The sequence below is a fragment of the Micromonospora globispora genome, assembly GCF_003857015.1.
Classification (GTDB): Bacteria; Actinomycetota; Actinomycetes; order Mycobacteriales; family Micromonosporaceae; genus Micromonospora; species Micromonospora globispora.
This window is the reverse complement of sequence record NZ_QGGF01000285.1, coordinates 1-13402: the sequence shown is the minus strand read 5'-3', so window position 1 is coordinate 13402 and position 13402 is coordinate 1. Positions and strand designations below refer to the sequence as shown.

The 13402-nt window shown below is 69.4% G+C and carries 14 protein-coding genes; 7 read left to right on the top strand and 7 right to left on the bottom strand.

Features of this window, described 5'->3' with window-relative positions:
- Positions 1-19: 19 nt before the first annotated feature.
- Together DKL51_RS13590 and DKL51_RS13585 are read right to left on the bottom strand one after the other, a co-directional pair.
- Complete coding sequence (locus DKL51_RS13590) at positions 20-1012, bottom strand: phosphotriesterase family protein (protein ID WP_109965082.1); 993 nt, start codon at positions 1010-1012, stop codon at positions 20-22.
- Between the two features lie 186 nt (positions 1013-1198).
- The gene (locus tag DKL51_RS13585) at positions 1199-2809 is read right to left on the bottom strand and encodes an MFS transporter (protein ID WP_109947451.1); all 1611 of its coding nucleotides are present in this window, start codon (positions 2807-2809) and stop codon (positions 1199-1201) included.
- A 194-nt stretch (positions 2810-3003) separates the two neighbouring features.
- On the opposite strand from DKL51_RS13585, the gene DKL51_RS13580 reads away from it, so the two are divergent.
- Positions 3004-3621, top strand: coding sequence for a TetR/AcrR family transcriptional regulator (locus tag DKL51_RS13580; protein ID WP_109947466.1), 618 nt, complete (start codon positions 3004-3006; stop codon positions 3619-3621).
- A 6-nt stretch (positions 3622-3627) separates the two neighbouring features.
- Here the strand turns inward: DKL51_RS13580 and DKL51_RS13575 are convergent, their stop codons facing one another.
- From DKL51_RS13575 to DKL51_RS13555, 5 genes are all read right to left on the bottom strand, one after another.
- Positions 3628-4548 carry a LysR family transcriptional regulator gene (locus DKL51_RS13575; RefSeq protein ID WP_109947452.1) on the bottom strand — a complete coding sequence of 307 codons (921 nt, stop codon included), beginning with the start codon at positions 4546-4548 and terminating at the stop codon, positions 3628-3630.
- A gap of 12 nt (positions 4549-4560) precedes the next feature.
- Positions 4561-5697 carry an NAD(P)/FAD-dependent oxidoreductase gene (locus tag DKL51_RS13570; protein ID WP_109947453.1) on the bottom strand — a complete coding sequence of 379 codons (1137 nt, stop codon included), beginning with the start codon at positions 5695-5697 and terminating at the stop codon, positions 4561-4563.
- A complete protein-coding gene (locus DKL51_RS13565) occupies positions 5694-5882 on the bottom strand; it encodes a ferredoxin (protein ID WP_109947454.1) in 189 nt (62 codons plus the stop codon). Before DKL51_RS13565 ends, DKL51_RS13570 begins: the two co-directional genes overlap by 4 nt.
- A complete protein-coding gene (locus DKL51_RS13560; protein WP_109947455.1) occupies positions 5879-7060 on the bottom strand; it encodes a cytochrome P450 in 1182 nt (393 codons plus the stop codon). The genes DKL51_RS13565 and DKL51_RS13560 overlap by 4 nt, the downstream gene beginning before the upstream one ends.
- A gap of 108 nt (positions 7061-7168) precedes the next feature.
- Positions 7169-7939: an IclR family transcriptional regulator gene (locus DKL51_RS13555; protein ID WP_109965081.1), complete on the bottom strand. Its 771-nt coding sequence runs from the start codon at positions 7937-7939 to the stop codon at positions 7169-7171.
- A gap of 66 nt (positions 7940-8005) precedes the next feature.
- Between DKL51_RS13555 and DKL51_RS13550 the strand changes: the two genes are divergently transcribed.
- The 6 genes from DKL51_RS13550 to DKL51_RS13525 all read left to right on the top strand — a co-directional run bounded on the left by DKL51_RS13550 (position 8006) and on the right by DKL51_RS13525 (position 13286).
- Positions 8006-9163 (top strand): cupin domain-containing protein, encoded by a 1158-nt coding sequence (locus DKL51_RS13550; protein ID WP_109947457.1) that lies wholly within the window; start codon positions 8006-8008, stop codon positions 9161-9163.
- Positions 9160-9990, top strand: a complete 831-nt coding sequence (locus tag DKL51_RS13545; protein WP_109947458.1) for a fumarylacetoacetate hydrolase family protein — start codon at positions 9160-9162, stop codon at positions 9988-9990. Before DKL51_RS13550 ends, DKL51_RS13545 begins: the two co-directional genes overlap by 4 nt.
- Positions 9990-10613: a maleylpyruvate isomerase family mycothiol-dependent enzyme gene (locus DKL51_RS13540; RefSeq protein ID WP_109947459.1), complete on the top strand. Its 624-nt coding sequence runs from the start codon at positions 9990-9992 to the stop codon at positions 10611-10613. Before DKL51_RS13545 ends, DKL51_RS13540 begins: the two co-directional genes overlap by 1 nt.
- A gap of 13 nt (positions 10614-10626) precedes the next feature.
- The gene (locus tag DKL51_RS13535; RefSeq protein ID WP_109947460.1) at positions 10627-11895 is read left to right on the top strand and encodes an FAD-dependent oxidoreductase; all 1269 of its coding nucleotides are present in this window, start codon (positions 10627-10629) and stop codon (positions 11893-11895) included.
- Between the two features lie 151 nt (positions 11896-12046).
- Positions 12047-12991, top strand: coding sequence for an FAD-dependent oxidoreductase (locus DKL51_RS13530; RefSeq protein WP_109947461.1), 945 nt, complete (start codon positions 12047-12049; stop codon positions 12989-12991).
- 43 nt (positions 12992-13034) lie between these two features.
- A complete protein-coding gene (locus DKL51_RS13525; RefSeq protein WP_243420676.1) occupies positions 13035-13286 on the top strand; it encodes a DUF1801 domain-containing protein in 252 nt (83 codons plus the stop codon).
- The last annotated feature ends 116 nt before the right edge of the window (positions 13287-13402 follow it).

Genomic DNA, 13402 nt, shown 5'->3' with positions numbered 1-13402 from the left:
GTCTTGGGCTGTCGCGCGCTCAGCGCACCGACAGCAGGTCGCGCGGGTTGTCGACGAGGATCCGCTGGACGTCCTCGTCGCTGAGGCCCTGTGCCTTGAGGAGGGGGACGAACGTGGTCAGGACGTAGCTGTAGGGCAGGTCGTTGGCCGGGTGTCCCTTGGCGACGCCGGTCGCGTTGCTCGAAAGCAGGATCCGGTTGCCGTGGCCGGCCTCGACCAGCCCGGCGACCAGGGCGGCGCGCTCGGCGTCGGTGATGTGGGCGTCGTCCTCGGTGCCCGCGTGGTCGAGGCCGACGTAGGCGCCGCGGGTCGCGACCTGGAGCGGCGCTCCGGCGGCGACGGCGTCCTTGCGGTCGAGCCCGCCGACGACGACGCGGTCGGCCGGCAGCTTCTCGTCTAGGAGGACCTCGAGGTCGCGCACGGCGTCGCTGCCGTAGCGGATGGACACCGGGACGCCGGTGGTCAAGGCGGCGCGGGCCGCACCGCGGAACAGGCTCTCGTCGGTCGGGGTCATGCCCCCGAGGGTCGCGGCGGTGGCCACGAGGCCCGCGGCACCCCGCCGCTCGACACGGGGAACCACCATGCCCTCGGTGACCTCCTTGGCGAAGAGGTCGGCGAACTTCTCGGCCGGCCATGGCGTCGGAGGATTGGTCTGCGGCGTCAGGAAGTAGCCGCCGAGCATCTCCTCGGGGCCCTGGCCCGCCGACGCGACGATGTGCACGCCAGTCGTGCGCGAGAGGGCCTCGTACAGCCGCACATCGCGCCCGTGGAACATGCCGGTGCTGTCGACGATCGTCCCGCCGCCGTGCCTGCGGAAGTCCTTCAGCTTCTCGGCCAGGGTCTGGAAGATCTCGGCACGATCGATGGTGACGTCGAACCCGTACTCCGCTCCCGGAACGACCGACAGCAGAGCCTCGTGAACCGCGACGACCCCCAGCTGCTGCGCGGAAACGGGGCCAAGGACGGTGTTGACGGTGCTGCCGGTGGTGTCCTCGGCAGTCTGGGCGCCCATCACTGGCACTCCTCTCGGTCTCGGCAAGTGACTGCGGTCACGCCGCCGACGTGAACGGTGTCACGTCGGTTTACATCGTGTCAAGAGTTTAGTCAGGAGGTTAATTGGATTGCCTGCCCGTACGGGACAGGTCGAGGTCCCACCTCCGCGAAGCGGGGACCTCGACCCGGTTCGGCGACTCTCCGGTCACCCGGCGGCGACGAGCTCCTCGTCGATCAGAGGCTCTTCGACGTCGGCACGCTTCGACCCGAAGAGTCCGAACAGCGTCAGAGCCGCGGCAGCGGAGGCACAGAGGCCGGCGACCAGGAATGCGAGGCTGTAGGCACTGCCGAGCGACTCGAACGCGAGCACGTGGAGGCTCTCCGGCATCGGCACCGGCGGCATGTCCGGACCGGCGCCGGGCACGACCGGCATCGAGTTGATCGCCATGGCGCCACCGGAATGCGCGATGCCCCCGGCGATGTCGGTGTACGGCGGCTGGAGCCCGGACTCGCCGATCGCCCCGCCGACACCAGCGTTCAGGTCACTGTTCGCCCGGCTGATCGCGAACGCGGCGATGAGCACCGGACCGAGAGCGAAGCCGAAGTCGCGGAGCAGGTTGGTGGTGGCACTGGCCATGCCGGCGAGCCGCAGCGGAACGGTGTTGATCGCGACCGCCGTGATCGAGCCGACGGTGAGCGCGAAGCCGACACCGAGGACCAGCATCGGACCGATGAACTGCGTCCAGCTCATGTCGTGAATGTCGAACATCGAGCACCAGATGCCGCTGACGGCGATGAGGGCGAAGCCGACGGTGAGCACCCAACGGGGCGAGAAGTTCCGGATCAGGTGGGAGACAACCGGCACCAGCACGAAGGCCGGCCCCTGGATGAACAGGAACAGCACGCCGATCTTCAGAGCGCTCTGGTGCTGGATCGCGCCGAGCCAGATGCTCATCGAGAAGCAGGTCGCGAGGAAGGCGAACATGCCGACCACCGTGGCGATCGCGACGATCGCGTAGGAACGGTTGGCGAAGATGTTGAGGTGCAGCAGCGGGACGTCGGTCCGCAGCTCGATCACGACGAAGGCACCCAGGAGCACGAGGCCCGCGACGAAGGCGCCGATGATCTCGGGGCGGGCGAAGCCGGCTTCGGAGCCCTGCGTGGCAGCGAAGAGGATGGCGATCAGACCGAGGGCCAGCGTGACTTGGCCCGGTACGTCCAGCTTGCGCCCCTCCGGCGCCGAGGAGTCGGCAGCGAGCTGGGTGATGGCGATCGAGACGAGCGCCGCCGTGATCACCACGAGGTACGACGTTCGCCAGTTGCCCTCTGCAGCGAGCCACCCACCCATCAGCGGGGAGATCGCCGCACCGATCGAGAGGAAGCCGGCCCAGACGGCGATGGCCCTGGAACGGGCCTCCTGCGACGGGCTGACCGCGGCCAGCATGGCGAGCGAGATCGGGTAGAGGATCGCGGCTCCGAGACCCGCGACGACCTGCCCGACCCACAGGATCTGGACCGTCTCGGCGAGGTAGCTGACGAGCGAGCCGGCAACGGTCAGCAGAGCACCCACCTGCAGCAGCCGCTTGCGACCGAACAGGTCACCGATCACGCCGGTGGTCAGCTCGAAGACGACCATGGGGATGGCGAAGGCGGCCGTGATCCAGGCCAGTTCGGCACCGGTGGTCTGGAACTCCTGCTGGAAGGTGCCATTGAGCGCGCCGGGCAGCGAGTACGCCACCTGCGCGAGGAGTACGGCGAAGCAGCCGGCGACCACCGTGGCGGTGTAGCCCTGCTTGCGCGCAGCGGTCTGCGTCATAGCGGATTTCTTCCTTGTCGATAAGCGGGCGATCAGCTCCGGCCGCCCGGGATCGGCCACCCGAAGTGAGCGCGGTCACCAGTTAGATGTGCAAGGTGTCATGAGACTTGACACGCCGTCAAGAGTCTGAGCAAGACGTACTCAGAGCGGTCGGTAAGCGAAGAACACAGCCGCCCTGCTCTATGCTGGCGGGCATGGCGACGCTTCGTGAGGCACAGAAGGAGATGACGCGGAAGCTCCTGCTCGACGCCGGCCTGGACCTGTTCGTGTCCAAGGGCTATGCGGCGACGACGGTCGACGACATCGCCTCGGCGGCGGGAACGACGCGGGTGACCTTCTATGCGTACTTCCCCTCCAAGGTCGATCTGATGAAGGCCCTCGTCTCGGAGCGGCTCAACGCCGCGCTCGACCGGGTCCCCTCTGCCGAGCACGGGTCGACCGAGCGTGAGTTGGTCGCCGTGGTCGAGGACGGCTCGCCTGAGCGGATCCACGCATGGCTCGCGTCGGCCTCGGAACGATGGGATGTGATTCGCCCCTACACCACGGCCGCCTTCGAGGCCGCAGCCGTCGACCCCGAGATCCGCGCGCTCGTCGACGAGTGGCTGAACGAGGCCATCGGTGACATCAAGGACGGGCTCGACCGTGCCGACCGGTTTCCAGCCGGCACCCGCCACTTTCGCAGCGTCATCGCCATCACCGAGCTCGACTACGTCGCGCGCCACTGGACACCGGGGACCTGGGGCGTCGGGCAGGACGAGATGCTGGACGTCCTCACCGAGAGCTGGGTCGGCTCGATCGGGCGCCTGCGCTGATGCGCGTCAGGGCCTCGCTGCGTCGAACAGGAGCTGGCGCAGCCAAGAGATGAAGTAGTGGTCGCCCAGATGCGGGTTCCACACCATGTCGATGCCCAGCCCGGGGAGTTGGAACGGGAACTCCTCGATCCGTAGGTCGACGAGCGTCCGCATCTCAGCGGCTACCCGGTAGCGGAGGAGGGCGACCCCGCCGGCACGTCCGACCAGGTACGGGACGAGCAGGAAGTCGGAGATCAGCTGGCCGACGCGGTAGGTGACCTCCTTCTCGTCGAGCACCGAGTACGGGAAGACCCGCCGCTCGGTGTCGACAACGATGTGCGGCTGCGTGGTCAACAGGTCGAGCGCGCTTGCTTCCGGTGATGTGTCTGCCGAGGCCACCACCACGATGCGGTCGTCGTACAGGCGCTCCCGCGGGTACGGCGACGTGAACCCCTCGGAGAGCAGCACGACGTCGACACCGTGCTCGGTGAAGGTGGTCTCGGCCGGCACGGTGATGGTGCGCACGCGGAGGGTCGCGTTCGGGGCTCGTTCCGCGACGAGTCGAACCAGCCGCGCCCCGAGGACGAAGGCCGTGCTGGTGGTCATCGCGATGGTGATGACACGACGATCCCTCGCCGGATCGAAGCCCGGGAAATTGACCACGTTCGCAGCCTGCTGGAGCGTCGCCCGCAACGGTCCGATCAGCTCAAGCGCGCGCGGGGTCAGCGTGAGACTGCTCCCTTGCCGGACGAGCAGGTCGTCGCCGAAGAGACGCCGCATGCGACCCAACGCGTGGCTCATTGCCGGCTGCGTCAGACCGACGCGCTCAGCCGCCTTCGTCACCGAGCGCTCCTCCAGGAGCGCGAGGAGGGGCACCAGCAGGTTGAGGTTGACCGATGTCAGTCGATACAACCCGAAACCCGTGGTGCCCTCTCCGTCATCGCTCATCGCGGCGAAACCCTACCCGGCCATCTGGCTCACGCGACGCAGTCGTGGGATCGGTATCCGGTGGTTCAGCGCCACCGCCGCACCGGAGCCGTCGTCGTGCGACCAGCGCATCAGCGCCGGACCGCCGGGCCCTCCCTCGACGTACGTCGGCTCTCCGTCCAGCGGGAGATAGCCGACGGCCTTGAGACTGAGCCCGAACTGCTCGGTCCAGAAGTACGGCTGGAACTGAAGCGGTGGCGTGTCGTCCCCCCGAACGAGGGCAGCCGCAGCCACCTTCGCCTGCTCGACGGCGCTGCTCCACAGCGGGATGCGTCGCAGGCCGTAAGGCGTCGGGAACGCAGCCAAATCGCCGACGGCAGCGATCTCGGGCCGGACCAGTCCTCGGGAGTCGACCTGAACGACGCCCTGGTCGGCCAGGCCGGTGTCCGCGAGCCACTCCATGTTCGGGACGTCGCCGACGGCGGTCACCACCAGCTCGGCCTCGAGGACGACGCCGTCGTCGAGGACGACCTGTGCCTCGCCGCCCCGCCGATCGAGTCGCGCCGATCCGGTCTCGACGATGGTGAGCCCCCGCTCCAGCGCTGCCTTGCCGAAGACCTCGGCCAGGTATGGGCCCAGCTGCAGGATCAATGGCACGCCTTGGGAGACAAGGGTGACCTGACAACCCGCAGTCAGGCAGCCCGACGCGATCTCCATGCCGAGCGGGCCCCCGCCGACCACGACGACCGACGGTCGTCCAGCGAGGCGCTTGCGCAGGGCAAGCGCATCGTCGAGGCCGCGCAGGGTGAGCTCCTCGGGAAGGTCGGACAACCGTCGCGCACGGGATCCAGTGGCAAGGACGACGCGGTCGTACGGAAGGGCCGCGCCGTCGTCGAGCGTGACGAGTCGACGGTCGACGTCGAGTCCGGTCGCGCGTACGCCCAGGAGCTCGGTCGCCCCGTGGGTGGTCGGCGGAAGCTCGTGGGACGACATGTCGTCGCCGTCGAGCAGCAACGCCTTCGACAGAGCCGGACGGCTGTACGCCGCGTGAGTCTCGTCGCCGACGATGGTGAGCTTCCCGTCGAAGCCGACGTTACGCAGCGTGTCGGCAGCCGTGAGGCCCGCGATGCCGTTTCCGACGACGACGACCCGCTGGATCGGCGTACTCATACCAGGCGCAAGGCCGCGACCGGGCAGACCCGGACAGCAGCGTTGGCCAGCGCGGAGTCGGCGTCGCTGATCTCCTCACGGTCGAGCACCAGCTCGCCGTCGTCGTCGAGGTGCATCAGGTCGGGCGCGGCCTCCTCGCACAGCCCGTGTCCCTCGCAGCGCGGACGGTCCAGGACGATCCTCATGCCGGCGCCACCTCCAGGATGGGCAGCTCCTCGATGCTGCGGGTGATGTTGCTGGGGACCCGGACCTCCGGGCCGACGACCAGGCGACCGACCCGGCGGGCCAGCGCCTCGATGACGGCATGCGCCTCGAGCCGGGCCAGCCCCTGTCCGGCGCAGCCGTGCGGGCCGTACCCGAAGGACAGGTGGTCGATCGGGTTGCGTTCGACCAGGAACGCGTCGGGGTCCTCGTAGTGGCGTGGGTCCCGGTTGCCGGCGCCGAACAGGATCGCGACCTTCGCGCCCTGCGGGACCACGACACCGTCGACCTCCACGTCCCGGGTCGCGCGACGTCCCCAGGCATGGAGCGGCGCCCAGTAGCGGAGCACCTCGTTGAACGCGGCCGGCACCAGCGACGGGTTCTCCCGGACCAGCGCGAGCTGTTCGGGGTGGGCCGCGAACAGGGCCACGATGTTGCCGATCGAGGCGATCGTGGTGTCGACGCCGGCACCGAGGTACTGATGGATGATGTGGCCCGCCGTGTTGGGCGGGATGTCGCCGCGCGCCTCGGCCTCGAAGACCCCCCGGCCGACCGAGCCGGGCGCCAGGTCCTCGGCAGTGACGGTCGAGCACCAGGCGTACAGCTCGCCGGCGATCGGGAAGCTCTCCGCGGTGCGCTGGTTCATCGGTCCGATGACCTGCATCGCGGCCTGGCCCCAGCGCAGCATGCTGTCGCGGACCTGGCCGGTGAACCCGATGAGATCCGCGACGACCTCGAGCGGCAGGGCGCGAGCCAGCCCGTCGATGGCCTCGAACGAGCCCTTGTTGACCAGTTCCTCGACGAGGGCGTCGGCCTTGGCGTCGATGCTGTCCTTCAGGCCGCGGAGCGCACGCGGCGACAGGTTCGCGGTCAGGGTCGCCCGCAGCTGCGTGTGGACCGGCGGGTCCGAGGCGAGGGACGTGCCCGTGAGCGCCTCGTTGACCATCGGGTTGAACCCGATCGCCCCTTCCGAGGAGAAGCTCTCCCAGTCACCCAGGGCGTTACGGATGACGTCGTACCTCGTGAGCACATAGACGTCGTTCGCCGGGAGGTGGACGACGCCGCCAAGGCCGCGCAGTGCCGCGTACGAGGGGTACGGGTCGACGAGCACCGGGTCGTCGAACAGGTCGAGATCGGAGATCGGAACGGCTGAATCCGTCATGGGTTCACCTCGGGTCGGTGGTTCGGTGAACCCATTGAAGTGACCACGCCCACATCAGGCCAACAAATGTTCCTCATGCCGTGACATGCACGTGGTGCATGCGTCCGCTCAGTGGCCGCCTGCCTCGATGGCCCCGGCAGCCCCCTGGAGGGTGGCGACGAGCGCCGGAAGCTGATGGCGGTCGTAGCGGACCGCCGGCATCGAGACAGAGAGCCCGGCGAGCGCCGTTCCGTCTGCGTCCCGGACCGGGACACCGATCGCGACGATCCCCCGCTCCGACAGCCCGTTGTTGAGCGCGAAACCGGCCCGGCGGACACGGGTGAGCCGGCCCCGGAGGGTCGCCAGGTCCGGTCGGTCGTCAGGGCGCTGGACGTACCGCTCAGCGGCGTAGAGGTCGTCCACCTCGGCCGGCTGGAGCTCGGCGAGCAGCACGAGCCCGGCCGTGGTGCGGTGGGCCGGGAACACCATCCCTTCGCGCGAACCCACCCGGAGCGCCTGCCGGCACTCCACGCTCGCGATGAACCGCGTCGTGTCGCCCGTGCGGATCGCCAGGTTCGCCGACTCCCCCACCACGTCGACGAGCCGCTGGAGATGCGGCAGCGCAGCGGCCCGGAGCTGCGACGTGCGCGACTGTGAGTGCGTGGCGAGCTCGAGGACCGGGCCCGGATGGTAGACACGCTGGTCGTCCTGGACCGCGAAGTCGCGGTAGACGAGCGTCTGCAGCAACCGGTGGGCTGTCGACCGCGCCACGCCGAGCCGCTCGGCGACCTGGCTCACCGTGAGCCGGCCCTCCAACTGCAGCATGACCGCGATCCGGAGCGCATGGTCGGCACTGGTCACGACGTACGTCGGCGGGGTCTTCGGTTCCGCACTGCCCATGTCCTGCTCGTTCCGTCCTGCAGAATCTCAAGTTCCGTCGAGGCGACGAGCGTCATCGTAGGCGACATGAGCACGACTGACCCCCCCGTCCACCTGAAGGCGGTCTCGGCGCCGGGCCAGCCGGACGTGACGCCGGCGCTCGAGGAGCTGTACCGCGGCTTCGAGCAGGAGCTGCTGGTGCCGCTCTGGACCGAGATCGGCGACCTGATGCCGGCCCATCCGCGGTCGCGCGCCGTGCCGCACCTGTGGCGTTGGGAGAACCTGCTTCGCCTGGCTGAGAAGGCGGGCGACATCGTCCCGGTGGGCCGCGGGGGTGAACGTCGTGCGATCGCCCTGGCGAACCCGACGCTCGGCGGTCGGCCGTTCGCGACGCCGACGCTGTGGGCGGCGATCCAGTACCTGATGCCCGGCGAGGACGCACCCGAGCACCGGCACACCCAGCACGCCTTCCGGTTCGTCGTCGAGGGCTCCGGCGTGTGGACCGTGGTCGGCGGCAGCGGCGAGACGGCGGTCGGCGACGCGGTCCCGATGCGCCGCGGCGACTTCCTGCCGCAGGCCGGCTGGAACTGGCACGCCCACCACAACGTGACCTCCGAGCCGATGGCCTGGATCGACGGCCTCGACATCCCGTTCCAGTACGTCACCGAGTCGCAGTTCTTCCAGTTCGGCCGCGAGAAGATCAGCGAGGCTGAGCGGATCACGCCGGAGCGCTCGCGCTCCGAGCGGCTGTGGGGCCACCCGGGCCTGCGTCCGCTGTCGGTGGGCGAGGTCGCCCCCGGATCACCGCTGCTGGCCTACAAGTGGGAGCACACGGACGCCGCCCTCGACGACCAACTGCTGCTGGAGAAGGAGGGGTACGGCGGCACCGTCGAGCCCGGCCACGCGGCCGTCCGGTTCAGCAACCCCCACGACGGCACGGACGTGCTCCCGACGATCCGCGCGGAGTTCCACCGGATCGCCCGCGGCGCGGAGACCGCACCGGTCCGCGAGACCGGCTCGTCGGTCTACCAGGTCTTCGACGGCTCCGGCACGGTGACCGTCGGCGACAGGACCTGGTCAGTCACCCGGGGCGACCTGTTCGTGGTCCCGTCCTGGGAGCCGTTCTCCGCCCGGTCCGAGGCCGGCACCACTGACTCCGATTCCGGTGCCCTCGACCTCTTCCGTTTCTCGGACGCGCCCGTCTTCGAGGCGCTCCGACTCGACCGTCAGGAGACCCTCCGATGAAACTCGCCACCCTCCGCGTCAACGGCGGTACCCGTGCCGTCCGCCTCGACGGGGACGTCCTCGTCGACCTCGGCTACGAGGACCTCGGCGCCCTGTTCGCGCAGGACGACTGGGCCACGATCGCGGCCTCCGCGACCGGTGAGACCTGGCCGGCCGAGGGCGCAGACCTGGCTCCGGTGGTGCCCCACCCGTCGAAGGTGGTCTGCGTCGGCCACAACTACACCAACCACATCAAGGAGATGGGTCGCGAGCTGCCGGCGTACCCGACCCTCTTCACCAAGTTCGCCGACACCCTCATCGGGCCCAACGACCCCATCGCCAAGCCCGCCGAGACCGACGCCCTCGACTGGGAGGTCGAGCTCGTCATCGTCGTCGGCAAGCCCGTGCGGCGGGCCACCGAGGCGGAGGCCGAGGCCGCCATCGCCGGCTTCACCGTCATGAACGACATCTCTGTCCGCGACTGGCAGTTCCGGACCGTCGAGTGGACCCAGGGCAAGATCTGGGACTCCTCCACCCCTGTCGGCCCGTACGTGGTGACGCCCGACGAGGTCGGCGGGGTCCGCCCGGCGCTCGAGGTGAAGACGACCGTCGACGGCCAGGTCATGCAACAGGACGACACCGGCACGCTGCTCTTCGACCCGGTGCACCTGGTGCGGTACGTGTCCACGGTCATCCGACTCAACCCGGGCGACCTGATCGCGACCGGCACGCCCGCAGGTGTTGGCCACGCGCGCGACCCGAAGGTCTACCTCACCGGCGGCGAGACCGTCGTGACCGAGATCGCCGGTATCGGTGCCTGCACCAACCAGGTCGTCAAGGAGTCCTGATGCCGCACACGCACATCGACGCGCTGAAGTGGGTCGAGCACGGAACGGAGCTGCTCGCCACGCAGGTCGCCGCGCTGGACGAGCAGGCGATGACCGAGCCCAGCGCGCTGCCCGGCTGGACCCGCAAGCACCTCGCGGCGCACGTCGCCGCCAACGCCGACGCGCTCGGCAACCTCGTGCACTGGGCCAGGACCGGCGAGCGGACGCCGATGTACTCCTCGATGGACCAGCGAAACGCCGACATCGAGTCCGGCGCGAAGCACTCCGCGACCCAATTGGCGGCGTGGATGAACCGATCCGCGCGCAACCTCGCGGTCGCGATGGACGCCCTCACCACGGACCAGTGGCGCGCCGAGGTCGTCACCGCGCAAGGCCGCACAGTCTCCGCCACGGAGATCCCGTGGCTCCGGGCCCGCGAGGTCTGCGTGCACGCCGTCGATCTCGGCACGGGGCTGGCCTTCGCCGACCTCCCCGACGGATTCCTCACCGCGCTCGCGGTGGACATCCAGGCCAGGCGCGGTCTCGTCGGGGTTCCCGACGGACCGCTGCCCGAGGTGGTCGCCTACCTGGCCGGCCGCCCCCACTCCCTCACCGGGGTTCCGGACCTCGGCCCCTGGCTCTGAGGAGGCAAGGAACATGAGCACCCCTGACGTTGTCATCGTCGGTGGCGGAATCGGCGGGCTGAGCACCGCCTTCGCGCTGTCCCGCAGCGGACTGAAGGTGCGGGTCCTCGAGCAGGCGAAGGAATTCGGCGAGGTCGGCGCGGGTATCCAGCTCGCACCGAACTGCACGCGGATGCTCGATGACTACGGGCTGCTCGAAGAGGCCAAGGCCCGCGGCGTCGTACCCGACAGAATGGTGATGCGCGACGCGGTCGACGGGAGCGACCTGACCTCGCTCGACCTCCGTGACCTCGAGCGGAAGTACGGCTTCCCGTACCTGGTCATCCACCGCAGCGACCTGCACGGACTATTCCTCGATGCCTGTCGCGAGGCCGGCGTGGAACTGCTCACCGAGCAGCGGGTCACGGCGTACTCGCAGGAAGGGGACAAGGCCACCGCGACGACCGACGCCGGCACCGTCCATGAGGGGGCCGTGGTGATCGCGGCCGACGGCCTGCACTCCGTCGCCCGGAAGCTCGTCGTCGACGACCAGCCCGTCTCCTCGGCCTACGTCGCCTACCGCGGCACCGTGCCGATCGCGGAGGTGGGCCGCCCGGTCGACCTCTCCGAGGTCGTCGTGTACGTCGGCCCCCGCTGCCACTTCGTCCACTACGGACTGCGCGGTGGCGACCTCCTCAACCAGGTCGCCGTCTTCGAGTCCCCCAAGGCACTCGCCGGGCTCGAGGACTGGGGAACACCCGACGAGTTCGACACCGCCTTCGCCGGAACCTGCGACGCCGTTCAGCAGGGACTGCCCCACATGTGGCGCGACAAGTGGTGGCGGATGTACGACCGCGACCCGATCACCACCTGGGTCGACGGCCGGATCGCCCTCCTGGGCGACGCCGCCCACCCGCCGCTGCAATACATGGCGCAGGGCGCGATCATGGCGATCGAGGACGGCTGGGTACTCGCCGAGCACGTCAAGCGACTTCGGGGCGACGGCGGCGCCGTCGACTGGGCGGGCGCACTCGCGGCCTACGAGGCGGTCCGACCGGAGCACTGCCGACGCGTGCTGCTGACGGCTCGCGCGTGGGGCGAACTGTGGCACCTCGACGGCGTCGAGCGCGAGCAGCGCAACGTCCTGCTCCGCGCCCGCAAGGTCGACGACTGCTCCTTCACGGACTGGATCTACGGACCGACCGCGCTCTTCCCCGAGGACGAGCCGACGATGTTCCAGCCGATCCCGCTGGTATCGGCGGACGGGTTGGCCAGCGACCTGGCGGACTCCCTCCCACGGTGACCTCGCGCATGACCGCCGGGTCGCTGCGCGAGGCGCGCGAAGCCGGCGGGAGTTCGCTTCCGCCGGTCACCGTGTCCGAAACCTGCGTGCGCTGTTGGGAGCACGGCACCCGCCGCCCCCGAGGCACCCCGATGTGGTGTGATCTCAAGGCATGAAGGTCAGGGTCGTCGGTGCCGGTGTTGTGGGCTTGACAAGTGCACTCCGTCTGGCGCAAACCGGTCATGAGGTCGACGTAGTTGCCGAGAAGACGGGGAGTAGCACCACATCGTCGGTCGCCGCGGCGCTCTGGTATCCCTACCGGGCATACCCCGAGGCGGACGTGACCCGATGGTCGGCGATCACCTACCAGGTGCTGCTCGGCCTGACCTCCGATCCGGCCGCCGGCGTTCGGATGCGCCTCGGGCAGGAGTTGTTCCGCCAGCACACCTCCGACCCCTGGTGGCGGGAAGCGGTTCCCGAGCTGGGTCGGGTTGCCGTCGAGCGACTGCCGGCCGGCTACGTCGACGGTTACGAGCTGAGCGTTCCGGTGGTGGACATGGCGGTGCATCTGCCATGGCTGCTCGGTCAGTTGGAAACGGCGGGGGTCGCCGTCCGGACCCGGTACGTGGATGATCTGGCCGAGGCGTTCGAGGACGTCGACGCCGTGGTGAACTGCACCGGGCTGGGCTCCAGAGAGTTGATCCACGACGAGACCCTCACACCGGTGCGGGGACAGGTAATCGTCGTCGCACAGTTCGGCCTGACCGAATGGCTACTCGACCAGAACGATCCCGAACGACTGATCTACGTCGTACCCAGGACTGACACCGTGCTGCTCGGCGGCACCGCGGAGGAGGGCGACGAGGATCTGACCGTCAGGCCGCAAACGATCACGGACATCCTGAAACGGTGCACCGAGCTCGTACCCGCGCTCGACAAGGCCCGCATCCTCAGCCATCGCGTGGGCCTACGTCCCGGGCGCCCGACCGTGCGGCTGGAAGCCGAGTTCACCGACCGCGGCCCGGTAGTGCACTGCTACGGCCACGGTGGCGCCGGCGTCACACTGTCCTACGGCTGCGCCCAGGACATCGCCGAACTCGTGTCAGGACTGTCCTGACCCGACCGAGTCCGACGGCTTCAGCGCCGAGGAGCGTGCCGCGATGAAGGAGCGCGCCGCCGAGCTGCGCGCCGAGGGCAAGAAGGGCACCAAGAAGGCCGACGGGTTGCAGGCGGTCCTCGACAGGATCGCGCAGATGGCGCCGGAGGACCGTGCGCTCGCCGAGCGCGTGCATATCACCGTGACCGCTGCCGCCCCGCAGCTGTCGCCAAAGACCTGGTACGGGATGCCCGCCTACGCGAACGCGGACGGCAAGGTCGTCGTCTTCTTCCGGGCACCGACAGCGGCTACTTAGAGACTTCCTGCAGGATCGATGTCCGGCCAGACTCGGTCCAGGTGCTCGGCGAGACGCTCCCACATTGCGGCTGCCCACCGGTGTCATTGGTGTGGCTCTCTCATGGCCTGCGGTCT